Origin of the sequence: Roseitalea sp. MMSF_3546 (genome assembly GCF_030732865.1) — a bacterium.
In the GTDB taxonomy this organism is placed as follows: Bacteria; Pseudomonadota; Alphaproteobacteria; order Rhizobiales; family Rhizobiaceae; genus Roseitalea.
On record NZ_JASHKB010000004.1, the window covers coordinates 35,677 to 59,623 of the forward strand.

A 23,947-nucleotide genomic window follows, 5' to 3' on the forward strand; every position below is an offset into this window, starting at 1 on the left:
GTCAGGACTGGTTCAGATTGTATTTCATGATGCGGCCGTGCTGCCCGTCGCGGTCGCGTTCGAGGTCGAAGACATCGCCGTCAAGCATCGGCATCCGCGCGACCATCGCCTCGATCCGTGCCATATCGCTTGCGTCCAGTACGACGTCGAACAGCCTGGCATGCCTGTCCAGATGGCCGCCGTGGCGCACGCCCACGATGATGGCCGATACCGCCGGGTCCTGAAGCATCGCCTTCATCGCGACAGATGCAATGTCGGTGTCATGCTTGTCGGCGATCTCGCGCAACAGGCGCAATAGCGCCTGAAACGCGTCCCAGCCTCCAGTGTCCTCGATGATCAGCCGGTATTTCGTCAGCGAGCGGTTTTCGAAGCTCTCGGCAGGCATCGGCCGACCCAGCCACCTGTCCGACAGAAAACCGCCCGCAACCGTGCCATAGCACAGCAGCTTGATGCCATGGTCCGCGCAAAAGCCGATCATTTCGCGGCGGGCTCTGCGGTCGAGCAGCGAATATTGCAACTGGAACGCCGCCGGCCGGTAGCCGCCGGCGACAAGTTCGCGCATGCAGGCCGTGTTAAAATTGGTAGTCCCAAGCTGATCGATCTTGCCCGCCCGCTGGAAATCGCCCAGCCAACCTGCGACCTCGACATAGCGCGGGACCGACAGGTCCCACCAGTGAAACTGCACCAGATCAAGCCGCTCGACCCCCAGCCTGCGCAGCGAGCGGTCTATCGTTTCCTGCACCTCGCCCTTCGTGATTGTCGCAAGCCTATCCAGATCGGGGACGCACTTGGTGTGAACCTTCAGCGTCGACAGAATATCCGCACGGCCCTGCGCCATGCACGCGCGCCGATATGTGCCGATCAGGTCCTCAACGCCTGTGTAGATATCGGCACAGTCGAATGTGGTGATGCCCGCCTTGACGTAATCGTCCATCTCCGCGACCGCCTGCTGGGCGTCGACGGGACCATGGCCGCCGGCAAGGTGCCAACCTCCCTTGATGATCCGGCTGATCCTGAAACCTGGGACCAGATCGGTGCGTTCGACCTCGGACATGGCTATTCTCCGGCGTTGTTGGAAAGCGGCACGGCCGTCGTGTCCGCATGGCTGAACCGTCGCTTGCCGGTTCGTGTGATCCGCAGCCGCGACGGACAGTTCGGGTCGGGGCAGCCGACCTCGGAGTCGGTACTCATCCAATCATTGGCATCGGTCACACGCTGCTTGGCAGGCAGCAACGGCAGCACTGCCGAAAGAGAGTAGAGCGAGAAGCCCTGGCCGGGCGGAAACTTGATGACCTCGCCGTGGACCTCGAACCAGTCGCCTTCATTGCCGCAATAGATGCGGCCGGGGCCGCTGCGGACCAGTTCGACCCTCAGGTCGTAGAGTTCGAAGCTGTCGTCGGTCATGGTGCTGCCTTCCGTGTTGCCCTTAGTCCGTCCTCGATGTCTCGGCGCATGGCCGCGCTATCGCGCCTGCGGGCCGGCCCATGCCCGGCGCCGCCAGCGGTCTCCACGCGCACCCTGTCGCCCGGAGCAACCGCCGCGCGCCATGTCCCCGCGCGGCGCTCGCGCGGGGTTCCGGGGAAAAAGGTGAAGCGCGTCGGTTCGGGCTCGCCGCCGCCCGCAATCGACCATGGCCGGGTCCCGGTCTTCTTGGCGATGGTCAGGAATTCGCCCGGTGCGGTGAAGCACAGGTCGCGCACCAGGCCGGGCCCGCCACGATAGCGCCCATCGCCAAACGAATCCGGGCGCAATTCGAACCGGTCGACTCGCATCGCGGTGCGGGTTTCCAGCACCTCGATCGGCGTGTTGCGCACGACGGACTGGCACAGATGGCTCCCGGCCAGCCGCCCGTCGTGCCGCGACGTGGCGCCCCATCCAACGCTTTCGTTGTTCGACAGGGCATAGCGCTCGCCGGTATCGGGATGCGTGCCGATCATCATGAAGCCAGGCACGTCACCGCCCGAGGACGCCTGGATCCGGTCGGGCATGCCCTTGGCAAGCGCGGCGAAGATCAACTCCAGGGCGACGATGCCGGCCCATTGCGTGAAGGTTGGCGCGGGGTAGACGGCGTGAAACAACGTGCCCGGCTCGGCCTTGACCGTCAGCGCCCGCATGTGCCCGGCATTGCTTGGCTCGCCGGGCGACGTCAGCGCCTTGAACGCCACCTTCGCCGTCGCCATGGTCGAGCCGAAGGGCAGATTCACCGGCCCGCGCACCGCCGGCGACGAGCCGTCGAAGTCGACGCTCATGCGGCCATCGGCGTGGGTCACCGTCACCTTCATCGGGATCGGGGTTTCGTCGATACCGTCGCCGTCTAGCCAATCCTCGGCGCTCCATCGACCCTCGGGCAGGTCCGCAAGCGCCCGGTCCACGACTGCCTCGCCATAGGCGATCAGCGCCGCGATCCCCCGTTCGAGTGTGTCGGCGCCATAGCGCGCGATCAGCGCCGCCATGCGCCGTGTGCCGGTGGCGAGGGCGGCAAGCTGGGCGTGGATGTCGCCCATCAGACGCTCGGGCATGCGCGAGTTGAAACGGATGAGCGCGAGCAGTTCCGCATCAGGCACGCCAGCCTTGACCAGCTTGATGCCAGGCAACACCAGCCCTTCCTGATACATGTCGGTCGAATCCAGGACATAGCCCGGATCCTTCGCGCCCAGATCGATCCAGTGCGCGCGTACGCACAGCCAGGCAAACGGACGGGTGCGTCCCGGGGCGAACACCGGCGCGATCAGGCTGGCATCCGAGACATGCGCCGCGTTCCAATAGGGGTAGTTGGCGACAATGACGTCGCCTTCGACAACGTTTTCAGGTCCGACACGGCGCATGATCGTCGGCACCGCGAAGTCGTTGGCCCCTAGAAACCGGGTCAGGCCCGGCGCCTCGGCGATCAGATCGTACTTGGCGTCGTAGATCGAGATGCCGAAGTCCAGAACCTCGTAGATTACAGGGCTGAATGCCGTGCGGATCAACGTCGTGCGCATCTCCTCGGCAACATTGCCCAGCGAGGCGCGCAGGATTTCCACCAGACCACCGTCGATCGTGCCCACCTCATTCATGGCCGTAGTCCCGGCGCGCGCCCTCAGGCGTCACGTAGCCTTCGGCAAGATCGGCCTTGATCGCGTCGCGCGGCCGTTCCGACGCTGGCCCATAGCCGCCACCGCCGGCGCTGATGACGCGCACGCGCTCTCCGGCCCTGACCGCGACGCGCTGGGTCGAGACATTGCGTTCCTTGTCGGTCCCCGGAAACAGCACGATCTGGTTGGGCGTGCTGTTCGCTCCACCGGCAAGGCCCCAAGGCGGGCTTTTGGTCTTCTTGATCACCGTGAGGAATTCGCCATCGGTCAGGAACCGTATGTCGCGCGTCAGACCAAGCCCGCCGCGATAGCGTCCGGGACCGCCGGAGTCGGGCGTGACCTCGACGCGCTCCATCAGCATCGTGGTCTTCGTTTCCATGATCTCGGTCGATGTCGAGCGCACGATGCTTTCGGACAAGTGGATCAGCGCGTTCGACCCGTCGTGGGTCGGCGCGCCACCCCAGCCGACAGGGTCGTTGTTGGACACCGCGAACATCTGGCCGGTGTCGGGATGAATGCCGAGCATCATGAAGCCCGGCACGTCGCCCCCCGACGACGCAGCCAGCCTGTCGGGCATCGCCTGCGACAGTGCCTTGAGCACCAGTTCGAGGGCAACGATCCCGGTCCACAGCGTGAAGGTGGGCGCGGGGTAGACCGCGTGAAACAGAGTGCCGGGCTCGGCCTTGATCGACAGAGCCCGCATCTGGCCGGCGCTTGAGGGCTCGTCCGGCGTCGTCAGCGACTTGAACAGCACCTTGCACATGGCGACCGTCGCACCGAATGGCATGTTGACGGGCCCCTTGGTGGCTGCGGAAGACCCGTCGAAATCCACCTCGAACGTGTCGTCGGTGATGGTCACGCGCACCTGCATGTGGACCGGATCGGTGCCGATGCCATCGTCGTCGAGAATGTCGCTTGCGCTCCAGCTGCCCTTGGGCAGATCCGCCAGCGCCGCGCGCGTTGCCGCCTCGCCATGGGCATGCATCCCGGCCAGCGCGGCCTCGAAATCGTCGCGCCCGAACTTTCCCAGGATTTCGTGCATGCGTCGCTCGCCGGTCCTGAGCGCTGCGACCTGGGCATGCATGTCCCCGATCACAAGGTCCGGCATCCGCGAATTGAACCGGATGATTTCGATGATTTCGGGGTTCGCCTTGCCCTTGCGGTAGAGCTTGGTCGCCGGGAACACCAGCCCCTCCTGATGCATGTCGGTGGAGTCGAGCACGTATCCTGGATCCTTTGCGCCCAGATCCATCCAATGCGCACGCACCACGAGCACGGAAAGCAGATCGCCGCGCTCGGGGTCGAACACGGGCGCAAGCAGCGTCGCGTCGGAGACATGCGCGCCGTTCCAATAGGGATAGTTCGAGATGATGATGTCGCCTGGCGCCAGCGTGTCGGTCCCGTGATACTCCAGCACCTTGCGCACGGAATAGTCGTTGGCACCGAGAAAGAAGGTCAGGCCGGGGGCCTCGCCGATCAGATCGAGACGCGCGTCATAGATGGAAATGCCGAAATCCAGCACATCGTAGATCACCGGAGTGAAGGCGGTGCGCACCAGGGTGGCGCGCATCTCATTGGCGGCGGCGTTTATGTAGCTTTGCACGATCGCGGTAAAGGCGCCGTCGGCGGCGCGGGTGGCGGCGGTCATGCGTCGCTCCTCTGACTGGCGATGATCAAATGTCCATAGGCGTTCACCGCCACCGTCTGATCCGCGTGAATGACGGTCACCGACGTGCCCTCGTCTATCAAGGCCGGTCCCGACAGGCTGCTGAAGGGCGCGATATCGGCGCGGTTGTACACGGCGAAGGACACCATCGCGCGCTGAGCGAAGTCGAAGGCGTCTCGGTGGGCTTTGGGCGTGGGCGACGGCGCGGTCGCGGGCTGCTCGGCCTTGACCAGCGTCGGCCGCCGGGTTCGTCCGATGCCGCGCACACGGGTCGTCAGGATCTGCACCGGCGCGTCCATGCTGTGGCCGTAGAGCCCTTCGTGCGCGGCGGCGAAACGCTGCACCAGCTCATCGGCATCCAGCGTGGCGCCAACGGTCAGGGTCAGCGCGTGCTCCTGGCCCTGGTATCGCAGTTCCAGCTGGCGTTCCATCACGGCGTCGCCCTGCTGAACGCCTTGCGCGGACAGCGATCGCGCCGCGTCCGCTTCCAGGGTCTTGAACTTGGCGTCGAGCGCCTCGGCTGTCTCACTGCCCAGGATCGTCAGGTCGGTCTGGGCGAAGTCGTCGACGATATCCGCGCCCAGCATGCCCCATGCCGAAAAACCCGACGGAAGCAGCGGGACGATCGTGTCCTTCAGGCCCATCTCGCGCGCGACCAGCGGCGCGATCAGCGGTCCTGCCCCGCCAAAGGCCAAAAGGCTGAAATCCCTGGGATCGCGCCCGCGCTCCACGGTCAGCTGGCGCACCGCGCCGACATTATTGGCCAGGCTGACGTCGAAGATGCGCGCCGCCGCCTGCACCACGTCCAGCCCCAGCGGTTCGGCGATCTGCTGCTTGATGCCCTCGTTGGCGCCCGCGGCATCCAACGGCATGCGTCCGTCCAGAAAGCTTTCCGGATCCATGTAGCCCAGAACCAGTGCGGCGTCGGTTACCGTTGGCTCGGTGCCGCCGCGACCATAGCAGATGGGTCCCGGCACCGCGGAGGCCGAGCGCGGACCGACCTTTAAAAGGCCCAGGTTCATCGACGCGATCGAACCGCCCCCCGAGCCGATCGTCCGGATGTCATATGTAGGGATCAGAAGCGGCAAGTCCTCGAGCGAGGCTTCGTGCGCGACCATGGGCGCGGCCTGTTCGATCAGGCACACGTCGAGCGATGTGCCGCCGATATCGAAGGTGACCAGATCGGGCCTCTCGAGCACCTCGGCGATCAGCGCGCCGCCGACCAGCCCGCCGGCAGGGCCTGACAACACAGTCTGCGTCGGCGAGGACTTCGCCGCGTCTGCCGACATCGCGCCACCGCCAGAGCGCATGATCGCAAATCGACCCGAGAACGCCCGTGCTTTGAGCGCGGCGCGCAACGCGTCGATATAGCGCTCGAAAATGGGGCGAATGTACGCGTCGAGAACCGTCGTCGAGGTCCGTTCGTATTCGCGGTGCTCGCGGGTGATGTCCGAGGAGATCGAGACCTTCGTTTCTGGATACATCTCGCCGATGATCGCGGCGGTGCGGCGCTCGTGCTCGGGGTTTCTGAACGAGAACAGATAGGTGACCGCGATCGCCTCAATCCCCATATCTTCGACGAGGGTCTTGGCGGCGGCGCGCACCGCGTCCTCGTCCAGGGGCGTGATCTCGTTTCCCTTGTAGTCGAGCCGGCCCGGCACGCCGAAGATATGACGCCGCCGCACCAGGGATTCGGGCCGCTGGTACTGAAAATCGTACATGTGCGCGTCCGGTACGTTGCCCCGGCCGATCAGAAAGATGTCTCGGAAGCCTGCATTGGTGATGATGCCGGTCAGCGCGCCGCGCCGTTCCAGAACGGCATTCAGGCCCAGCGTCGTGCCGTGAATGAACAGCGAGACACTTTCCAGACTGTCGCGCAGCCTGCCGACCGCATCGATCACGCCATTGGCCGGTGCGCCGGGCGTTGTCGGCGCCTTCTCAAAGCGGAAAGCGCCGGTGGTCATGTCGAGTTCGACGGCATCCACGAAGGTTCCTCCGATATCGACGGCGATGCGGGTGTCGGCAGTCATCTCATAATCCTATCTGGCGTCGACATGGAGCCGCGGTGCGGCGTCCAGCAGGGCCCGTGTCTTGGGCGAGGACGGGTTGGTGAAGATGTCTTCGGTCGCGCCCTGTTCGACGATCCGGCCGGCGTCGATGACGACGATCCGGTCGCAAAGCGCGCGAACGGTGGCGAGGTCGTGGCTGACCATGACATAGGCGCGGTCGCGCCGTTCGGTCAGCCGGCGGATCAGGTCGAGCAATTGCGCCTGAACGGTTACGTCGAGCGCCGAGGCCGGCTCATCGAGCACCACAAGTTCGGGATCGATTGACAGGGCGCGCGCCAGCCCGACGCGCTGCGCCTGCCCGCCTGAAAGCTCGTGCGGTCGCCGCGTCCGGTATGACGGGTCCAGCCCGACCTCGACCAGCACCCGATCGATGGCCGCAGACCGCCGTGCTGCGTCGGGCTCGGTCAGGCGCAATGGGTCCGAAACGATGTCCTCGACCGTCATCCGCGGATTGAGCGCGTCGAACGGGTCCTGGAACACCATTTGCATGTAGCGCCGCAATCCGCGACGCTGGTTGAAACGCATTGCTGACAGCGTGTGGCCGCGAAATCTGATTTCGCCGCCGGTGGGTCGCAAGAGCCCCATGATCGCGCGCGACAGCGTCGATTTTCCCGATCCGCTTTCGCCGACGACGGCGATCGTGTCGCCGGTGCGGATGTCGAGATTGACGCCAGTCAACGCCGGTGGCGGCTTGCCTCCGAAGCGGGCGGGATAGCGTACTTCGACGTCGCGCAACGTCATCACTGTTTCGCCGTCACGTGATTCAGGCGATGTGGTCCTGCGCGTCGTGACGTCCGGCACGGCCGCGATCAGGCGCCGGGTGTAGGGACTTTGCGGTGCGGTGATCAGCTGCCGGGTCGCGCCCGTCTCGACGATCAGGCCCTTTTCCATCACCACCAGCCGGTCGCACACCTTCGTCAGCGCGGCGAGGTCGTGCGAGATGATCATTACCGCGCGGTCGCCGTCGCGTGCCTGCGCGGCGATCAGGTCCAGGATTTCGCCGGTCAGTGTCACGTCCAGCCCGGTCGTCGGCTCGTCGGCGACCAGCAGGCGCGGATTGCAGCTCAGCGACAGCGCAATCATCACCCGCTGCGCCATGCCGCCGGACAGTTGATGCGGGAAGTATTCGATCAGCGTTTCCGGTGCTCGCAACCCGACCGCCGCCAGCGCGGCGATCGCCCGCCTTTTGAGACCGTCGCCGGGCGCATGGGCCCTGAACCGGTCGACCAGTTGATCGCCGACCGTGCGTACGGGATTGAGCGCTGCGCGCGGGCTCTGAAAACACAGCCCGACCTCGCCGCCGCGAAACTGTCGCAACGCCTCGCCCTGCAGCGCCATGATGTCGGTGCCTGACAGCGTGGCGCTGCCGCTGGCCTGAGCGCGATAGGGCAGCAGATGCGTCAATGTGCGTGCGATCATCGATTTGCCGCCGCCGCTTTCGCCGACCACGCCCAGCACTTCGCCGGGCGCGACGTGAAGCGACACGCCGCGCAACGCCTCGACAATGCCCTGCGGCGTCGGGATCGAGACCTTTAGGTCGCGGATGTCGAGGAGGGCGGCGCTCATCGTTTCGCCTGCCGCTGCTGCAGCCCCTCGCCGATCAGGTTGAAGCCGAGCACGGTGATGAACAGCGCAAGGCCGGGAAACGTTGCGGTCCACCAGCGCCCGCCGACCATGTCGGCGGCCCCAGCCGAAATCATTGCACCCCATTCGGCCTCGGGCACCGGGATGCCGAGCCCAACGAACGACAGGCCGGCAAGGGTCAGGATGGCCCAGCCACAGTTGAGCGGCGCGATCACCAGGATCGGGGTCAATGCGTTCGGCAGCAGATGCCGCAGCATCAGCGACCGGTGCGAGTTGCCCGCACATTCCGCCGCTTCGATGAACGTGCGATGGCGCAACGCTACGACCTCGGCGCGGATCAGCCGCGCATAGGGCGGCGCATTGATCAGCCCGATCGTCAGGATCAGGTTCGGCAGGCTGGCTCCCAGGATCGCGGCAATGGCGAGGGCCAGGATGAACACCGGAAAGGCCTGCACGATGTCGAGCCCGCGCATGCCGATATCGTCGACCCAGCCGCCGGCATAGCCCAGCATCAGCCCGATCGCGGTTCCCAGAACGACGGACAGCGCGACGGCGGCCAGCGCGATGCCGATGTCGATCCGCGCGGCGTAGAGGACGCGGGCGAAGATGTCCATGCCGTTGCCGTCGGTGCCAAACCAGTGCGTCGCGCTGGGACCTTGGAGAAAGTGCAACGGGTCGATCTGCGTCGATCCCCAGCGCGTGATCCAGGGCGCGGCGATACCGGCCGCAAGCACGAGCAGGACGATTGCGGATCCGACCACGACGGCCGGTTCCATGCGCGCAATGCGCCGGGTCGGGGCGAGCAGAGGCGTCTGGCTCATTCTCAGATCCTCACCCGCGGGTCCAGGATCGCCTGGACGATGTCGGCGATGAGGAAGACAAGCACATAGGCCGTCGCGGTGACGAGGACGAAGGTCTGGATCACCGGGTAGTCGCGCACCTGCAGGCCACGGAGCGCCCATTGTCCGAGCCCCTGCCACGAGAAGACAAACTCGATCAGCACGCTACCGCCGATCAGATTGCCGAACACAAGCGCCGCCAGCGCCGGCAAGCGGCCAAGCGTCTGGCGCATCAGGTAGCCGTTGACCAGCTTGCGTTCGGGCAGGCCGTGCGCCGCGGCGCAGCGGTAACTGTCGCTCTGCATCACTTCGATCGCCGAGGCGCGAACCGAACGGATCATCGGCGCGGAAATCACGATGGCCAGTGTGACGACGGGAAGGGCGAGATGGCTGAGCGCGTTGACGAACGAATCCCATCGTCCGGCAAGAAGCGTGTCGACGGTGATCAGCCCGGTCACCGTCGGCACGGCGAAATCCGAACCGATCCGCCCCGTTGGTGCAGGCGCGATGCCCAGGATCTGGTAGAACAGCAGGATCAGCATGATGCCCAGCCAGAATTCCGGCAGTGAATTCCCGACGATCGCGCCGATGCGGGTCAGCATGTCGGGCAGTCTGTTAAGACGCCGCGCGGCATAGACGCCCAGCGCGACCGAGACGGCCAACGCGAGCAGCATCGCGAAGGTGATCAGCTCAAGCGTCATCGGCAACCGCTGCGCCAGGTCGGTTGCGATCGGGCGGTTGGTGGTGATCGACGTTCCGAAATCGCCCTGCAGCAAACCGCCAAGATAGCGCAGGTACTGGACCGGGATCGGCTGATCCAGTCCCAGCCGTTCGCGCGCCGCCGCAATATCGGCGTCCGTCGCCGTTTCCGGCACGATCAGCAAGACCGGATCGCCAGGGATCAGACGGATCAGGAAGAAGCTCGCGATGCTGACCCCGATCAGAACCGGGATCAGCAGGGCAAGGCGCTTGGCGATGAAGGCGGCGACGAGCACGGTTGTGGATCAGGCCGTCAGGTAGCGCAGCCGGAACAGCCCGTCGACCGGCTGCACCCAGCCGCCGACACGCTCGCTGACCGGAAGCAGGAAGTTGGGCTGCGCCAGGCAGAGCCACGGAACATCCTCGGCCAGTTGCTCCTGGACCTGCGCGATCAGCGCCATGCGTGTGTCGCTATCGAGTTCGCCTTGAAGCGAGGCGAGGATCCCGTCGACGACGTCCGAACTGTAATTGGCGTAGTTGAGGAACCCGCCCTCAGTCAGTGCCACGGCAAGAAGATACTCGACATCGTTCACCCACATCTGACCCGACGCGATCTGCAGCGGCGCCGTGCGGTCGCGGCGGCGTTGCTGCAGCGTTGCCGGATCGACCGTTTCGATCGTCAGCGTTACGCCGATCTCGGCAAATGCGGCCTGCAAAATGACCGCGATGCGCTCTTCGTCGACCGCGCCGGCGTTGATGACGATCGAGGTTTCGAACCCGTCCGGATAGCCGGCTTCGGCCAGCGCCGCGCGCGCGGCCTCAACATCGTAGTCGTACGGATATCCGGTGTCGCTGTGCCCCGGCATGTCGATCGGCACCGGGCTTTTGAGCGGGCGCGCGTCGTCATTGTAGACGCTTCTGATCAGCGCCTCATAGGGCACGGCCATCGCCAGCGCGCGGCGGACGCCGACATTGTCGAAGGGCGCCATGGCCATGTTCATCGGCACGAACACGAACTGGTTGTTGGGCGCGGACAACAGCGTCAGGCCGTCGACGTCCGCCATGTCCTGTGCGTCGCGCCGCGCCAGGCCGAGCGCGATATCGACATCGCCGTTTTGCAGCAGCAGGCGCCGGTTGGCTGGCGCCGGGACGACCTGCAGGCTGATGGTTTGCACCGCCGGCGGCTCGCCTGGAAACTCCGGGTTGGCCGTCAGCACGATCTCTTCGCCCGGCCGATACTCGGAAACATTGTAGGCGCCGCCGTCCTGCGGGTTCATGTTGACCCAGGCCTGCGCCCAGGGATCGTCGTCGGTGGCATGCTGCTTGACCAGTTCGCTGTCGTACACGTAGAGCGAGATGATCTGGATCTGCGAGCTGAGCGCCGACGGCGTCGCCTGTGAAAACTGGACGGTATAGTCGTCGATGACGGTGACCTGGTCGGCCTCGGTCAGTCCGATGATCCGGTAGATGCCGGCGACGTTCGCCTGCGCGGCAAATGCGCGATCCTTCGACCACTTGACGTCATGTGCGGTCAGTTCGTTACCCGATGGGAAGCGGATCCCCTTGCGCAGGCGCAGCGTCCAGACCGTGCCGTCCTCGTTCGAGGTCCAGCTTTCGGCAAAAAGCGGGACCACCGTCTCGGTATCGCCGACCCGGCCGCCCTCCACATCGCGCACGCCGTAGTCGATCATGTAGGGATAGATGTTCTTCATCACGGCCAGAGCGACGGTGTCGAACCCGAGAAAGTCCTGGTCCCAGCCGGACACATCGGCGGGTACGGCGATGCGCAGGCTCGACCCCTCTTGCGCGGACGCTATCCGGCCGAGCGGCAGCGCAAGGGCAAGGCCGAACCCGGCGCCGATCTGCAACACCTGCCGACGGGTCGTTTCCGAGGCAGTCGAAGCATCTAACTTGGTCATTTCAGGATCCTCTGTGTTGATGTTTGAGCCTCGGGCCTTGGCCGGCCCGTTATCGTTGTGGAATTGGGACGCGCCGCCACGGCGTGGTCCGAAAACAGCAGGGTCATCGCCCCCGAGATGTCGGCGACGATCGCGCGCTGCGCTGCCTCCTCGTCGCGGGCGCGCAAGGCCTCGACAACGCGGCGGTGATAGGTGTCGCCGGTGCCCATCGTGTCGCCCGCAAGCGCCTTGACCCGGGTCAGGTATGGGCCGAACTGCAGCCAGAGGCTTTCGATAAGCGGCAGCAGGACCTCGGATTGTGACGCCTCGTAGATGGCGAAGTGGAAATCGAGGTTTCTCGACAGGTCGGGCGTTCCGGTCGTCTCGCTCGCCTCCAAAATGGCCTCGATACGGGCAAGCTGATGCGGGCGCCACCGGCTGGCCGTCAGCCGCGCGGCAGTGCCTTCCAGGTTCTCGCGGACGGTCTTGAGATCGTAGAGCCGCGCCAAATCGAGCTGCGGAACCGCGACCGAGCGGTTGCCGTTGGCGACCACCAGGGCGCGCTCGGCCAGCAACTGGCGCAGTGCGTCGCGCACCGGCATCGGGCTGACGCCAAGCTGCTCGGCCAGTTTGCGATGGGTCAGGATTTCTCCGGGTTCGCGCTCGCCGCGCATTAGCTGCAAGCGCAACTCACGCGCGATGCGTATGTTGGCCGGCTCGGACGCGATGGCGCGCAGCGCAAAGCTCATGACGCCATCCCCAAAACCTTATGGATCAACAGGCTGTCGGGCTCGGCAAGCCCGTCGATGACGTCGAAATGGTGCTTGTCCGGTTCAGGCGTCCACGGCGCGCGCCAGGCGTAGGCGAGCCGGCGTGCCTGCCACAGGAAAGACGGGCTTTCCGCGGCGCCGACCCAGACGTGAACCTCGGCGCCCGTCATCGGACGCATCAGTGCGGGGCTTTCGGCTTCCGCCTCCTGCGGATCCAGGTGCAGGGTCTCGTTGAGCGTCGTCAGCGCGATCGGCCGCAGATCGCCAAGCGGCGAGATCGGCACGACCCGTTTGATCCGGCCGCCGAACGAGGGCTGGGGCGCCAGGGTGAGCATGCGCGCCGACAGGTGCCCGCCAGCGGAATGCCCGGTCAGGATGATCGGCCCAGCCACCAGATCGGCGGCGACCGAGAGGGCGTTTCGGATGTCGCATGTGATCGCACGAATGCGCACGGCCGGCGCGAGGCGGTAGCACGGCATCGCCACGGCCCAGCCATGGGCGCAGGCCCCGGCGGCAAGGTGCGACCAACTGCGCGGATCGTATGAGTGCCAGTAACCGCCATGGATAAAGACCACGAGCCCCTTTGGCGTGCCGTCGGGCAAGAACAGGTCGAACCACTGGCGCGCATCCGCGCCATAGGGCAGCCCCAAACGCGCCGTGCTTGCCGCCCTGTCGCGGAATTCCGCCGCCAGCGCCATCCAGCGAGGGGGAAATGAGTGCGCCTCCGGGATCGCGTCCGCATCCAGGTATTCGCGGTTCAATTCTTCCGGGGTCAAAAATGCGGTCATCGCAAGCTCCCGGCGACCGCGCCAATCGCCTCAAGCGTGCTGCGGCCCAGATCCGCGCAGCGCGCGGGCGACCAGCCCATGTCGGGATCGGGCTGACGGTGCGTGTCCTTAAATGGCATCTCGAGCAGGACCGACAGGCAATTGAACTCTTCGGCGACCCAGTTCCACGCCATGCGCAGGTCCGCCGTCTGGGGCGCGCCGCCGGGGTAGGGATCGGCAAGCGCGTAGGCGGGGCAGGCACGCTCCATCGCGTGTGCATAGTCGTCAAACAGCCTGGAAAGGCGCTCCGACCGGGACGGGATCTCAAGCGGGCCGCCAAGAAATACATAGGGCAGTTCTTCGTCCCCATGGACGTCAAGGCAAAAGTCGACGCCCTCGGCCCGCATCCGGTCGCGGATCAACACAACCTCCAGCGCCGTCGCCGGGTCAGGGTCCGCCCATGCGCGATTGAGATTCATGGCGCGCGCGTTCGTACGCGTGTGGCCTCTGCGCGAGCCATCGGGATTGACGGTCGGGATCACATGCAGATCGAGCGTGTCCACAAGATGCCGGCCCAGCGCATCAGCCGGATCGAGCAGTCGCGCCAGCAACCCCTCCATGAAGAAACCCGCCATCGTCTCGGATGGATGTTGACGGCCCATGAGCCACACCTTGGGCTTTCCGGGTGCCGGCGTACCGATCCGCAGCAAGTCGATCTCGTGGCCATCGGGCGTGGTGCCCAGCGTATCCAATCGCACGCGCGGGTCGGCGACCGCGCGGCCGATCAGCGCGGCGTGCCGCTGCATCGGATACGGGGGATAATAAGCGAACCACAGCGTGTCGGCGGCCTCTGGGCCGATAATGGTGAGCACGCCATTTTGGTAATGGGCGTCGCAACGAAACCATGTCTGCGCGTCACGCGAGCAGAAGGGGCGGTACCCGGTCCAGCAGTCCGGCACGTCTTCGCGGCCATCAAGCCGGGCGACGGCATCGGCGTTGTCGAACTCGATGCGGCAGCCGCGCCCTGCAAGTCCACTGACCCGAAAGTAGAACCATTGCAGGTCACCCGCCGTGGGATCGCCGCTCAGTCGGACCCGGATCGAGTCAGGCGCGTGAGCCCGCAAGACACGGATCGAGCCGGCCTCGAAACCCGCCGAGACGGTGACGGTCGATGTGACGGCGGTCGAAGGCACGAACATACTCCGCAAAACTGTGATCTCAGTTTAGGAAGCGAGATTTCACTTTGGCAAGAGGGCACCGGCATTTCCAGCAAGACGGCTCACATGATGAGAGAATGCCCGGAGAATGCTCGGGGCGCTGTCCACGCCGCTTGTGCGCCGCCAACGCAGCTTCCGGACATCGCCATGCGGGCGATGCCAGATTGTCCGCTCAGGGTCTGTTGAGTGTCAGCACGCGAGGCTGCGTTGGTGTCCGAAATCGTCGGCCGAGAAGCCCATCCTGCCGGGGTCGCGGCCTTGGTCAGTTCGGCGACCTTCGTCGATCGTTCGCGGCAAAGCCTTGCGGAGGTACGGCTAGACGGTGCTCACCGCCAGATGTTAACCGTCGCCAGGGTTCGCATCAGATGGTCCGAGACCAGGCTTTCGGCGCATTTCGCATCCCCCCTGGCGATGGCATCGACGATCGCCGCCAGTTCCTTGTGGGTCTGCCGGCGCACCGCGTCCGGGGCCGGCTTGTCGGTGTCGCGCCCATCGAAGGCGACGGCGCGCCGATCAGCCAGGATACTGTCCATGATCTGCATCAGGAACCGGTTCTTGGTGGCCATGAACAGTTGCTGATGCAGTGAATAGATCGCCTCCTTGAACTCCCGCCAGGTCGGCGCATCCAGCACGTCCTGCAAAATGCGCTGCATCCGGGCGATGTCGGCCGGTTCGGCGCGCGTTGCGACAAGATGCATCATGGCAGGCTCGAACAGCAACCGCCCCTCGGCGATCTCGAGAAAGGAAGGTACTTCCTCGTGGGCGGCCACATTGGTCTGGTCGAGCTTCTCGAAAACGCTCGAGGCATCCTCAGTCAAAAACGTGCCTGCGCCGACCTGGCGCCGGACCAGCCCCTGACGCTCCATCAGCGACAACGCGCTGCGCACTGCGGTCCGGCTGGTGTTGAGTTGACTGGCCAGTTCGCGTTCGTTGGGAAGCTTCGCGCCGGGAACCAACGACCCACTGGCGAGCGAACGCAACAATGCGCGATAAACCAGCGAAGGGCTGGCCTTTTCATTCGATATCACCGTCCCCGGATCGGGGAGTGGCCGTGCTTCGCTCATCGTATCAACCATTGGTTAGCGCCCGTGGCCGAACAACAGTGTCCGCAAGGCAAAGTCAACCATTTCGGACCAATAACGCGTCGGTCGGCCCGCTATCGTGCCACATCGGTTCTCTCGCCGGTCGTGGCCGACCGGGCCAGTGCATCGAGCACCGGAATTGCATCAAATGCCTCGCGCCAATCCTGCAGATAAGGTGCACCATCGCGGGTCGCGAGAACGAAATGGTCGATCTCATCGGCCAGATCGCCCGCGATTCGACCATTGACTTCCGGCCACAAATGCGTGTCGCCGCCCTGCATGACCTGATCGGTGACGGTGTAGAAGCCCTGGTCGGCGCAGTCGAGATAGGTCGCCGATTTCGTTCCGACCACTTCGAGCGTGGCGCGATAGCCGTTCATCAACCCGTCTGGCCAAGCCCAGCTGTAATCGATGATCCCGATTGCACCGCTTTCGAAGTTGACGATGGCCTGCAGGGCATCCTCATTGCCGTTGCCAAGGACCTGCCGCTTTTGCGCGTAGACCCGTGCGATTCGCGAGCGCGCCACCCATTGCATGGCATCGACATCGTGCACGCCCATGTAAAACAGAATCGAACTGCGATCGCCCAGCCGCGCCGCTGTCGAGCGAATGCCATGGCGCTTGGCGCGCATATGGATTACCTCGCCCAGACGTTCCGGTGCTGCTGCGGCATGCACCTGCACGTAACGTGGGTCGAAGCGCAGAATGTGACCAACCATCAGCCGGACGCCGGACGCTTCGACCGCATCGGCGATCCTGCGCGCGGCTGGTGTGGAATGAGCCATGGGCTTTTCGAGCAAGATCGTCTTGCCGGCGCGCGCGGCGGCCACGGCGGCATCGACATGCAGCCGGTCGGGCAGGCAAATGCTGATCGCATCGATGGCCGGATCGGCCAGGATCGCGTCATAGCCCTCGTGGGCGGTGGCGCCGGTCAACCGTTCGGCCTCGGCCCGCAATCGCGGGTCGAGATCGCAGACCGCGACCAGTTCTGCGGCGGGATGACGCGCATAAAGTCGCGCATGCCGCATGCCGAAAAATCCAAGGCCGATGACAGCCACCTTGATGCGCTTCATTCCAGTTGTTCCCCGTTGACTGGCCATGTGATGAATTCATCGATGAAGCCGGCGAGCGCGTCCGCGCAGGCGGCGAAATAGGCGGCGCCGGCCTGGGGGTCCGCCAGCGACGGGTCACCCAGCGTGCCCGATGCCGAAAGATCCGCGAAGTCGAGAAAGGTCGAAACCCGATTGCCGGCGAGGAGGTCTGTCGACAGATGGCGCGAGCCGGTTTCGGGATAGACGGTCTCGGCCTCATCGCCCACGAGTTCGGGGCGCAGATGCTGCATCATCGCGGTCTCGAACTCGCCGGCATGGCCCATGCCGCCAGGCGCCGATTTGCGCAGGCGGGCGATCTCGTTGGCGGCGAGCTGGAAATAGGTCAATCCGGCGATCCGCGCGCGGCCGCGATGGGCGTGGCCAAGCGTCGATGACAACACGCCAACAAGCGCGGCATTGCCGCCATGGCCATTGACCAGAACGATACGCCGGAAGCCGTGCGCGACCAGGCTACCGACGACATCGGTGACCAGCGACATGAATGTCTCGGCGCGCAGTGTCACCGTGCCGGCAAAGCCCATATGATGCGGGGAATAGCCAAACCAGGGGGCGGGCAAGACGAACGCGCCCGCGCAAGCGCGCTCGCAGCTCGCCACGCTCACTGCATCGGCCAGAATCGTATCGGTGCCCAGCGGCATGTGCCAACCATGCTGCTCCACCGAGCCGAGCGGCACGAGCAGCACGGTCGCGTCCCGATCAAGGGCGTCGACCTGGCGCGTCGTCAGTTCGTTCAGGCGAAACACAGTCATCACACGTCGACGGTGAAGGTGGCCGTCTTGAGGTCCGACATCGCCTCGAGCGAGTATCGCCCGCCGATACGTCCGACGCCGCTGTCCTTACCGGAGACGCCGCCGAACGGGATATGCAACTCCCAATAGTTGGATGTGTCGTTGACGTTGACGATGCCGGTGGGCACGGCCTCGATGAACCGAAAGGCACGGTCTATGTCACGCGTGAAGACCGAGGAAACCAGTCCGTAGCGATTGTCACGGGCCGCGGCGATTGCCTCGTCATCGGATGCGACACGGATCAGCGGTGCCACCGGGCCGAACGTCTCCTCGGTGTTGATCAGCGCATCGCGGCCAACGCCGGTCAGCACGGTCGGCGCGAAATAAAGGTCGGTGCCCAGAGCCGCAAGTCGCGAACCGCCCGCTACGGCCCTTGCGCCGCGGCCGACTGCGTCATCAACATGGGCGTTCACCTTGGCGGCGACCTCAGGGTTGTTAAGGGGCCCCATGGTCGTTGCCTCGTCACGCGGGTCGCCAATCACGATGGTGCCTGCGGCGGCCGTCATCCGTTCGGCAAAGGCATCGTAGACCGCTTCATGCACCAGAACGCGCTCGGAGGACGAGCAGACCTGGCCGGCATTGACGAAGCAGCCCGCGGCGGTGGCAGTCGCCGCCTTGTCAAGGTCGGCATCGTCGAGAATGATCACGGGACCGTTGCCGCCCAGTTCGAGCAGTTGCGCCTTGCCCGCCGCGCGCTGGGCAATCCTCTTGCCAGTCGCGGCACTGCCGGTGAAGCCGACGCCGTCAACCCCGTCATGCGAGACGATCTCGTCGCCCACCTCGGGCCCTGGCCCGGTCACGAAATTGAGCACGCCCGGCGGCAGATCGGCGTCGGCCATGACCTGGACGAGAGCCGCCCCGATCAGCGCGGTCGTCGGCGCCGGCGTCCAGACGATGGCATTGCCCGCGGCCAAGCCAGGCGCAAGGTATTCGACAGGGATGTTGACCGGGAAGTTCCACGGCGTGACCACACCGTAAACGCCGCGCGGGCGATAAAAGGTCAGCACCCGCTTGCTTGTGTCTTCGGCCGGTATGGTCCGGCCTTCGAGATACTTGACCAGATCGGCGGCCAGATCGAACCCGTCGGCGGCCTTGCCGACCTCGAACCTTGCCTCGGCGATGGGTTTGCCCTGCTCGCGGGTCAGCAGATCGGCCAGGGCCGCTTGCCGGCCGCGGATGGCATCGGCGATGCCGCGCAGCACTCTCGCCCGGTCCCAGAGGGAGGTACGGCCCCAACCCGGCTGCGCCTGGCGCGCAGCGGCGATCGCCTCTCGCGCGGCGGCGCGGGTGCTCCAGGCCATTGTGCCGATCGTTGCGCCGTCGATCGGGCTGACCGCGTCGTGTTGCGTGCCTGACGGGTCGTCTCCCCATCGGCCGGCTATGAAATTGGTGCGCCCATCGAAGCGGAATGACATGGAATCCCTCGCGATAAGTCAAAATGGGTTGCAATTGATTTCGATCGGTTTCTATAATGCGTGCGACAGCATTTCTGTCAACGGCATTGCCGCCGATGCGTGGGGGTGGATGAAAGCCACGTGCCGACGCGGCTGACAACGACTTGACATACCGAAAGGGAGATCCGGCAAATGAAACGTCTCTTGGCAGGAGCGCTGGTTGGCGGCGGACTTTTGGCCGTCCAGCCGGCGATGGCGGAGGATATCACCCTTGAATTCGTGGTTTGGAACTATTCACTCTCCACGATTCAGGACAACATCCGGATGTTCGAGGAGCAAAGTCCGGGCATCAAGGTCAACCTGACCGACTATGCCTGGCCCGACTATCAGGACAGCATGGTCCTTCGTTTCCGCGGCAATACCCGAACCGATGTGATCTATGGTGGTCAGGATTGGTTGCCCGCGTGGGCATCAGCGGGCTGGCTGGCGCCGCTTGACGACATTGCGCCCCCGGACACGCTTGAAACCCTGAAATCCGAGATGGCCGGCTTTGCGCTGTCGGACGTGACCTATGACGGCGAGGTGTATGGTCTGCCGTACTACGCCGACACGATCTCGTTCATATACAATCAGGCGATCCTCGACGAGCATGACATCGAGGTTCCGGGCACTTGGGACGAAGTGATGCAAGCGGCCGAAAAGCTCAAGGAAGCGGGCATGGACCGGCCGATCGTCTACGAATACAATCAGGAACTGCCCAATTTCTTCGATGCTTTCGTCGCCCAGGTTTATGGCCGCGGCGGCGACCTGTTCAACGAGGAGCTCAACGCGGTCTTCGACGATCCGGACAACGCCGCTTTCCAGCATCTGCAATGGCTTCGGGAGGCCTTCGAGAAGGAACTGGTTCAGCCGGAAAACCACGAGTCGAACATCATCACGACGATGAACACTGGCCAGCATGCATTCACGGTCGTTTACAATTACGTGCTGGCGGCGATGAACAATGCCGGTGAACAGCCCCTGGCGGGCCAGTTCGCGCTTGCGCCGATGCCGGGCGAAGAAGGCGCCACGCTCGGTTTCGCCAAGTTCTACGCTGTCACCGCGGATGCCGCAGCCGATCCGGAACGGGCCGAGGCCGCATGGAAGTTCATCGAATTCATGGCCGGCCAGCCCTACACGGTCGCCAAGCGCTGGGCCGTCGAGGACGGACTTGGCTTTGCGCAACTGCCGCTGCTCGAGGATCAGGATGTCGTCGACGCATGGGGCACGTGGACGGACATGCAGACCCATGCGGCGCAGGTTGAATCGGCGCGCGCGGGCACCTGGACCGAATGGACCGCCGTCTGGACGGCCTATTTCCGTCCGCTCCTGGCCAGCGCCATGGTCGGCGAGATCACCGTCGAGGACGCCATGACCCAGGGCGCCGAACGCTGGAACATGCTCCAGGAACAGTTCGCCAACCGCTGAAACGCCACGCAGGAGAAAGACCGACCGGGCCGCGCATCAACGCGGCCCGTTCTGTCCGACGCCGCATGGCCAGCGGCACGCATGCCTTCGACGACTTCCCGGCGCGACCGCTCGGCCGTCGGTACGGGCTCGGATCCAAGCACATGTGGACACGCAATCGCTTTCCCTTCCTTTGGCTCATGCCGGTTCTACTGCCGGTGCTGTTGTTCATTGGCGTACCGGTCGCGCACGCCTTCTGGACGAGCCTGCATCAGGTGATGCTGCTGTTTCCCGGCGAGCCCTTCGTCGGGCTGGACAATTACGCACGCGTGCTCGACACCAACTACTTCCGGACCGCGATGTGGAACTCGGTCTGGTTCATGGTTCTGGCCGCGCCGCTGGTCGTCGCGATCGGCACGGCGATCGCTCATTTCCTGCAGAGCCGGTTTGCTGGCTCGACCATCATCCGGTCCGTGGTGCTTCTGCCGTGGGTCCTGCCCGGCGCCATAAGCGCGGTGCTGTGGATCTGGGTATTTCATCCCAGCTTCGGCATCATCAACGGCCTGCTCAAGCAGATCGGTGCGATCGATGCCTCCATCCAGTGGCTCAATTCGCCCGACCTGGCTTTCTACTGCGTGCTGATCGCACATGTGTGGACGCAAATCCCGTTTGCCGTGATTCTCGTGATGGCCGCTCTGGCGGCGATCAACGGTGAAACGATCGAGGCGGCGACCATCGACTGTCGCAGCGGCTGGCGGCGCTTCAGATACATCGTCTTTCCCGAGATCAAGGCGATGATCGTCGTGCTTGTCGTCTACAACGCGCTGGTGGCCTTTACGACATATGACCTGGTCTACGCGATGACCGGCGGCGGGCCTGGCACGGCGACGACGCTGCTCGCCTTCCAGATCTGGCGCGAGAGTTTCGCCATGTACGATTTCGGGGCGGGCGCAGCGCTCGCATTCATCATGGTCGTCGTTGCGGCGGCACTGATCGTCGCCATCACCCGCGCGCTGCCCTCGGACCTTTTTGGAGAACGACCGTCATGAGCTGGCGTCGCCGACGACCGATGTCGACGTTCCTGATCTCGGCGCTGATCTTTGCATTCGCCGGCGGCCCGGTCCTGCTGGCGCTTTACGGCTCGGTCGTCCCCGACCGCGTGCTGCTGTCGCCCGAACGGTCTGTATTCAGCGAGGGGATCTCGCTGGAGAACTACCGCTACATTTTCACGGGGCAGTTGCCGGCGTCCTACGAGGTCGAGGGCGCGCAGCGTTCGATGATCTCCGAGGCCGCGCGCCAGGTGCCGCGCAGCCTTTGGAACAGCGCCCGCATCGCCGCCGCGGCCATGGTGCTCAACATCGTGCTCGGCGCCCCGGCTGCCTATTTCTTCGCGCGCTACGCCTTTCCGGGCAAGAGGATGAGCTTCATGTTCATCATCCTGTCGCCGCTCGTCCCGACGGCGGCGCTGGTGGTGCCGGTCTATCTTATCATGCAGCAACTGGGGCTGATCGGGTCGGTCTGGGGCATCATACTGGTGCATACCGCGCAGGCGCTGCCCTTCACGGTGCTGATCCTCTCCGTCTTCTTCCGCAGGCTGCCGGCCGAACTGTTCGAGGCGGCCATACTGGACCGGTGCAACGCCTTCCAGAGCTTCGTACGGATCGCACTGCCGCTCGCCCTGCCCTCCATCGGCGCAACCGGGCTTTTTGCGTTCATGTTGTCCTATTCGGAGTACATGTTCGCGCTCGTCCTGTCCGGAGAAGCCAGTTCGCGCCCCGTCTCGGTGGTCATGGCGGCGCTGGCGCGCAATACCGACGTGTCATGGAGCCTTCTGAACACCGGAATCTTCATCGCAATCATTCCAACGCTGATCCTGGTCGTCCTTGTCTGGCGCTTCGTGGTCGAGGGCCTGGTCAGCGGCTCGGTCAAGGGATAGGAGCATCGATGACCACCACACTGGGCACAAAGGCATCGCCAGCAAAGCAGGTTCCCGCCAACAGCGTCCGGCAGCACGCGACCGCCGGACCCTATTCGCCGGTCCTTGAGGTCGACGCGCGAAGGCTTGTCGTCCTGTCGGGCCAGGTCGCCGTGGCCATGGACGGCTCGGTGATCGGCAACAGCGTCGCCGAGCAGACGCAGGCCACACTTGCCAACTGCGCCGACAAGCTGCGCGCCGCTGGTTGCGACTTCGCGGACGTATTCAAGGTCAATGCATTCCTGACCGACATCTCAACCTGGGACGAGTTCAACGCCGTCTACGCCGATGCGATGCCCGAACCCCTGCCGGCGCGGACGGCCGTTCAGGCGGTACTGCTGCCCGGCTTCCTCGTGGAGATCGAGATGTGGGCGGTCAAGCCCGAGACGGAGGCGGACTGATGGCGCCGGTCGGAATGCGCGGCCTCCGCAAGGCATACGGCAATGTCGAGGCGGTGCGTGACATTTCGCTGGAGATCGAGAATCGCGAATTCGTGGTGCTCGTCGGTCCTTCGGGCTGTGGAAAGTCGACGCTATTGCGCATGATCGCCGGGCTCGAGGACATCGATGCCGGTGAACTGACCATTGCCGGCAAGCGCGTCAACGAAGTGCATCCGGCCGACCGCGGACTGGCCATGGTCTTCCAGTCCTATGCGCTGTATCCGCATATGAGCGTGGCGGAGAACCTGGCCTTCGGCCTGAAGATGTCGGGCATGGGCCGCGACGAGATCGAGAGCAAGGTGCAGAAGGCGGCCGGCATCCTGCAGATTGGCGAGCTTCTCAAGCGGCGCCCGAGGGAACTGTCCGGCGGTCAGCGCCAGCGCGTGGCGATCGGGCGGGCCATCGTGCGTGAGCCCGAGGTCTTCCTGTTTGACGAGCCCTTGTCCAATCTCGATGCCGATCTGCGCGCGCAAATGCGCGTCGAACTGGCCCGCCTGCACGGCGAACTCCAGTCGACAATGATCTACGTCACGCACGATCAGGTTGAAGCGATGACGCTCGCCCAGCGGATCGTCGTTCTCAACGGCGGACGTATCGAGCAGCAAGGCGCTCCGCTCGAGCTCTACGAACGGCCCGTAAACACCTTCGTCGCCGGATTTCTCGGTCAGCCGAAAATGAACCTGGTGCAAGCAATCGCGACCACGATCGACGGACAACCCGCACTCCGTCTGGGCGCCGACAGCGGTCCAATGATCACCATCGGGGGCGCTGCTCCAGCCGCGTTGAGGGCCGATCAAGAGCTCGTTGTCGGCGTTCGTCCCGATGCTGTTCAACTCAGCGCAACGAAGACCGGTCACGCAATTCCCGCCGCACTCGAATTGGTCGAACGCTTGGGCAGCGACGCGATTGCCCATGTGCGCATCGAAGGTGTCGATCCGATGATAACCGTAGAAACCCGTGAACCAGTACCGACAGAGCGGGGGACGCCGGTATGGCTCGAGATTGACGCGGCGGATTTGCACGTGTTTCGGTCGGACGGCGAGCGCTTGTAGCAGGGATTGGAGCGTGAACTGACGTGCCCGATCGGGTTCCCTTCCTGCTGGATTGGGCATTCGAGTACGGTCAGG

At 64.7% G+C, this 23,947-nt stretch carries 21 protein-coding genes; 5 read left to right on the plus strand and 16 right to left on the minus strand.

Annotated elements, in window-relative coordinates; genetic code table 11:
- Position 1: 1 nt before the first annotated feature.
- The 16 genes from RBB34_RS04855 to RBB34_RS04930 form a co-directional block, all read right to left on the minus strand.
- Positions 2–1,054 (minus strand): aldo/keto reductase, encoded by a 1,053-nt coding sequence (locus tag RBB34_RS04855; RefSeq protein WP_306118069.1) that lies wholly within the window; start codon positions 1,052–1,054, stop codon positions 2–4.
- Positions 1,055–1,056: 2 nt separating this feature from the next.
- Complete coding sequence (locus tag RBB34_RS04860) at positions 1,057–1,404, minus strand: TIGR04076 family protein (protein ID WP_306118070.1); 348 nt, start codon at positions 1,402–1,404, stop codon at positions 1,057–1,059.
- Complete coding sequence (locus tag RBB34_RS04865; RefSeq protein WP_306118071.1) at positions 1,401–3,056, minus strand: hydantoinase B/oxoprolinase family protein; 1,656 nt, start codon at positions 3,054–3,056, stop codon at positions 1,401–1,403. Before RBB34_RS04865 ends, RBB34_RS04860 begins: the two co-directional genes overlap by 4 nt.
- Positions 3,049–4,722 (minus strand): hydantoinase B/oxoprolinase family protein, encoded by a 1,674-nt coding sequence (locus RBB34_RS04870; RefSeq protein WP_306118072.1) that lies wholly within the window; start codon positions 4,720–4,722, stop codon positions 3,049–3,051. The genes RBB34_RS04865 and RBB34_RS04870 overlap by 8 nt, the downstream gene beginning before the upstream one ends.
- Positions 4,719–6,770: a hydantoinase/oxoprolinase family protein gene (locus RBB34_RS04875; RefSeq protein WP_306118073.1), complete on the minus strand. Its 2,052-nt coding sequence runs from the start codon at positions 6,768–6,770 to the stop codon at positions 4,719–4,721. The genes RBB34_RS04870 and RBB34_RS04875 overlap by 4 nt, the downstream gene beginning before the upstream one ends.
- Positions 6,771–6,779: 9 nt before the next feature.
- Positions 6,780–8,375, minus strand: coding sequence for an ABC transporter ATP-binding protein (locus RBB34_RS04880; RefSeq protein ID WP_306118074.1), 1,596 nt, complete (start codon positions 8,373–8,375; stop codon positions 6,780–6,782).
- Entirely contained in the window at positions 8,372–9,214 is an 843-nt protein-coding gene (locus RBB34_RS04885) for an ABC transporter permease (protein WP_306118075.1), read from the minus strand. The genes RBB34_RS04880 and RBB34_RS04885 overlap by 4 nt, the downstream gene beginning before the upstream one ends.
- 2 nt (positions 9,215–9,216) lie before the next feature.
- Positions 9,217–10,227 (minus strand): ABC transporter permease, encoded by a 1,011-nt coding sequence (locus RBB34_RS04890; protein ID WP_306118076.1) that lies wholly within the window; start codon positions 10,225–10,227, stop codon positions 9,217–9,219.
- Between the two features lie 9 nt (positions 10,228–10,236).
- On the minus strand, positions 10,237–11,850 hold the full coding sequence (locus RBB34_RS04895; protein WP_306118077.1) for an ABC transporter substrate-binding protein: 1,614 nt from the start codon (positions 11,848–11,850) through the stop codon (positions 10,237–10,239).
- The gene (locus tag RBB34_RS04900) at positions 11,847–12,578 is read right to left on the minus strand and encodes a GntR family transcriptional regulator (RefSeq protein ID WP_306118078.1); all 732 of its coding nucleotides are present in this window, start codon (positions 12,576–12,578) and stop codon (positions 11,847–11,849) included. The genes RBB34_RS04895 and RBB34_RS04900 overlap by 4 nt, the downstream gene beginning before the upstream one ends.
- Positions 12,575–13,387, minus strand: a complete 813-nt coding sequence (locus tag RBB34_RS04905; RefSeq protein ID WP_306118079.1) for an alpha/beta hydrolase — start codon at positions 13,385–13,387, stop codon at positions 12,575–12,577. The genes RBB34_RS04900 and RBB34_RS04905 overlap by 4 nt, the downstream gene beginning before the upstream one ends.
- Positions 13,384–14,559: a M14-type cytosolic carboxypeptidase gene (locus tag RBB34_RS04910; protein WP_306118080.1), complete on the minus strand. Its 1,176-nt coding sequence runs from the start codon at positions 14,557–14,559 to the stop codon at positions 13,384–13,386. The genes RBB34_RS04905 and RBB34_RS04910 overlap by 4 nt, the downstream gene beginning before the upstream one ends.
- A 350-nt stretch (positions 14,560–14,909) precedes the next feature.
- Positions 14,910–15,647, minus strand: coding sequence for a GntR family transcriptional regulator (locus RBB34_RS04915; RefSeq protein ID WP_306118081.1), 738 nt, complete (start codon positions 15,645–15,647; stop codon positions 14,910–14,912).
- 92 nt (positions 15,648–15,739) lie between these two features.
- A complete protein-coding gene (locus RBB34_RS04920) occupies positions 15,740–16,738 on the minus strand; it encodes a Gfo/Idh/MocA family oxidoreductase (RefSeq protein WP_306118082.1) in 999 nt (332 codons plus the stop codon).
- Positions 16,735–17,526: a creatininase family protein gene (locus RBB34_RS04925; protein WP_306118083.1), complete on the minus strand. Its 792-nt coding sequence runs from the start codon at positions 17,524–17,526 to the stop codon at positions 16,735–16,737. The genes RBB34_RS04920 and RBB34_RS04925 overlap by 4 nt, the downstream gene beginning before the upstream one ends.
- Positions 17,526–18,980, minus strand: a complete 1,455-nt coding sequence (locus RBB34_RS04930) for an aldehyde dehydrogenase family protein (RefSeq protein WP_306118084.1) — start codon at positions 18,978–18,980, stop codon at positions 17,526–17,528. Before RBB34_RS04930 ends, RBB34_RS04925 begins: the two co-directional genes overlap by 1 nt.
- 171 nt (positions 18,981–19,151) lie before the next feature.
- Between RBB34_RS04930 and RBB34_RS04935 the strand changes: the two genes are divergently transcribed.
- The 5 genes from RBB34_RS04935 to ugpC all read left to right on the plus strand — a co-directional run bounded on the left by RBB34_RS04935 (position 19,152) and on the right by ugpC (position 23,872).
- Positions 19,152–20,426 (plus strand): extracellular solute-binding protein, encoded by a 1,275-nt coding sequence (locus tag RBB34_RS04935; protein ID WP_306118085.1) that lies wholly within the window; start codon positions 19,152–19,154, stop codon positions 20,424–20,426.
- A 143-nt stretch (positions 20,427–20,569) separates the two neighbouring features.
- On the plus strand, positions 20,570–21,454 hold the full coding sequence (locus RBB34_RS04940; RefSeq protein ID WP_306118086.1) for a sugar ABC transporter permease: 885 nt from the start codon (positions 20,570–20,572) through the stop codon (positions 21,452–21,454).
- A complete protein-coding gene (locus RBB34_RS04945; RefSeq protein ID WP_306118087.1) occupies positions 21,451–22,341 on the plus strand; it encodes a carbohydrate ABC transporter permease in 891 nt (296 codons plus the stop codon). Before RBB34_RS04940 ends, RBB34_RS04945 begins: the two co-directional genes overlap by 4 nt.
- Positions 22,342–22,349: 8 nt before the next feature.
- Positions 22,350–22,781 carry a RidA family protein gene (locus tag RBB34_RS04950; protein WP_306118088.1) on the plus strand — a complete coding sequence of 144 codons (432 nt, stop codon included), beginning with the start codon at positions 22,350–22,352 and terminating at the stop codon, positions 22,779–22,781.
- Entirely contained in the window at positions 22,781–23,872 is a 1,092-nt protein-coding gene (gene ugpC, locus RBB34_RS04955; protein WP_306118089.1) for a sn-glycerol-3-phosphate ABC transporter ATP-binding protein UgpC, read from the plus strand. Before RBB34_RS04950 ends, ugpC begins: the two co-directional genes overlap by 1 nt.
- The last annotated feature ends 75 nt before the right edge of the window (positions 23,873–23,947 follow it).

Coding starts and splice junctions, on each gene's coding strand:
- RBB34_RS04895 (WP_306118077.1), bottom strand. CDS start 11,850: ATGACCAAGTTAGATGCTTCGACTGCCTCGGAAACGACCCGTCGGCAG.
- RBB34_RS04865 (WP_306118071.1), bottom strand. CDS start 3,056: ATGAATGAGGTGGGCACGATCGACGGTGGTCTGGTGGAAATCCTGCGC.
- RBB34_RS04925 (WP_306118083.1), bottom strand. CDS start 17,526: ATGACTGTGTTTCGCCTGAACGAACTGACGACGCGCCAGGTCGACGCC.
- RBB34_RS04930 (WP_306118084.1), bottom strand. CDS start 18,980: ATGTCATTCCGCTTCGATGGGCGCACCAATTTCATAGCCGGCCGATGG.
- RBB34_RS04950 (WP_306118088.1), top strand. CDS start 22,350: ATGACCACCACACTGGGCACAAAGGCATCGCCAGCAAAGCAGGTTCCC.
- RBB34_RS04880 (WP_306118074.1), bottom strand. CDS start 8,375: ATGAGCGCCGCCCTCCTCGACATCCGCGACCTAAAGGTCTCGATCCCG.
- RBB34_RS04935 (WP_306118085.1), top strand. CDS start 19,152: ATGAAACGTCTCTTGGCAGGAGCGCTGGTTGGCGGCGGACTTTTGGCC.
- RBB34_RS04915 (WP_306118081.1), bottom strand. CDS start 15,647: ATGAGCGAAGCACGGCCACTCCCCGATCCGGGGACGGTGATATCGAAT.
- RBB34_RS04885 (WP_306118075.1), bottom strand. CDS start 9,214: ATGAGCCAGACGCCTCTGCTCGCCCCGACCCGGCGCATTGCGCGCATG.
- RBB34_RS04855 (WP_306118069.1), bottom strand. CDS start 1,054: ATGTCCGAGGTCGAACGCACCGATCTGGTCCCAGGTTTCAGGATCAGC.
- RBB34_RS04945 (WP_306118087.1), top strand. CDS start 21,451: ATGAGCTGGCGTCGCCGACGACCGATGTCGACGTTCCTGATCTCGGCG.
- RBB34_RS04900 (WP_306118078.1), bottom strand. CDS start 12,578: ATGAGCTTTGCGCTGCGCGCCATCGCGTCCGAGCCGGCCAACATACGC.
- RBB34_RS04860 (WP_306118070.1), bottom strand. CDS start 1,404: ATGACCGACGACAGCTTCGAACTCTACGACCTGAGGGTCGAACTGGTC.
- RBB34_RS04940 (WP_306118086.1), top strand. CDS start 20,570: ATGTGGACACGCAATCGCTTTCCCTTCCTTTGGCTCATGCCGGTTCTA.
- RBB34_RS04920 (WP_306118082.1), bottom strand. CDS start 16,738: ATGAAGCGCATCAAGGTGGCTGTCATCGGCCTTGGATTTTTCGGCATG.
- RBB34_RS04905 (WP_306118079.1), bottom strand. CDS start 13,387: ATGACCGCATTTTTGACCCCGGAAGAATTGAACCGCGAATACCTGGAT.
- RBB34_RS04875 (WP_306118073.1), bottom strand. CDS start 6,770: ATGACTGCCGACACCCGCATCGCCGTCGATATCGGAGGAACCTTCGTG.
- ugpC (WP_306118089.1), top strand. CDS start 22,781: ATGGCGCCGGTCGGAATGCGCGGCCTCCGCAAGGCATACGGCAATGTC.
- RBB34_RS04870 (WP_306118072.1), bottom strand. CDS start 4,722: ATGACCGCCGCCACCCGCGCCGCCGACGGCGCCTTTACCGCGATCGTG.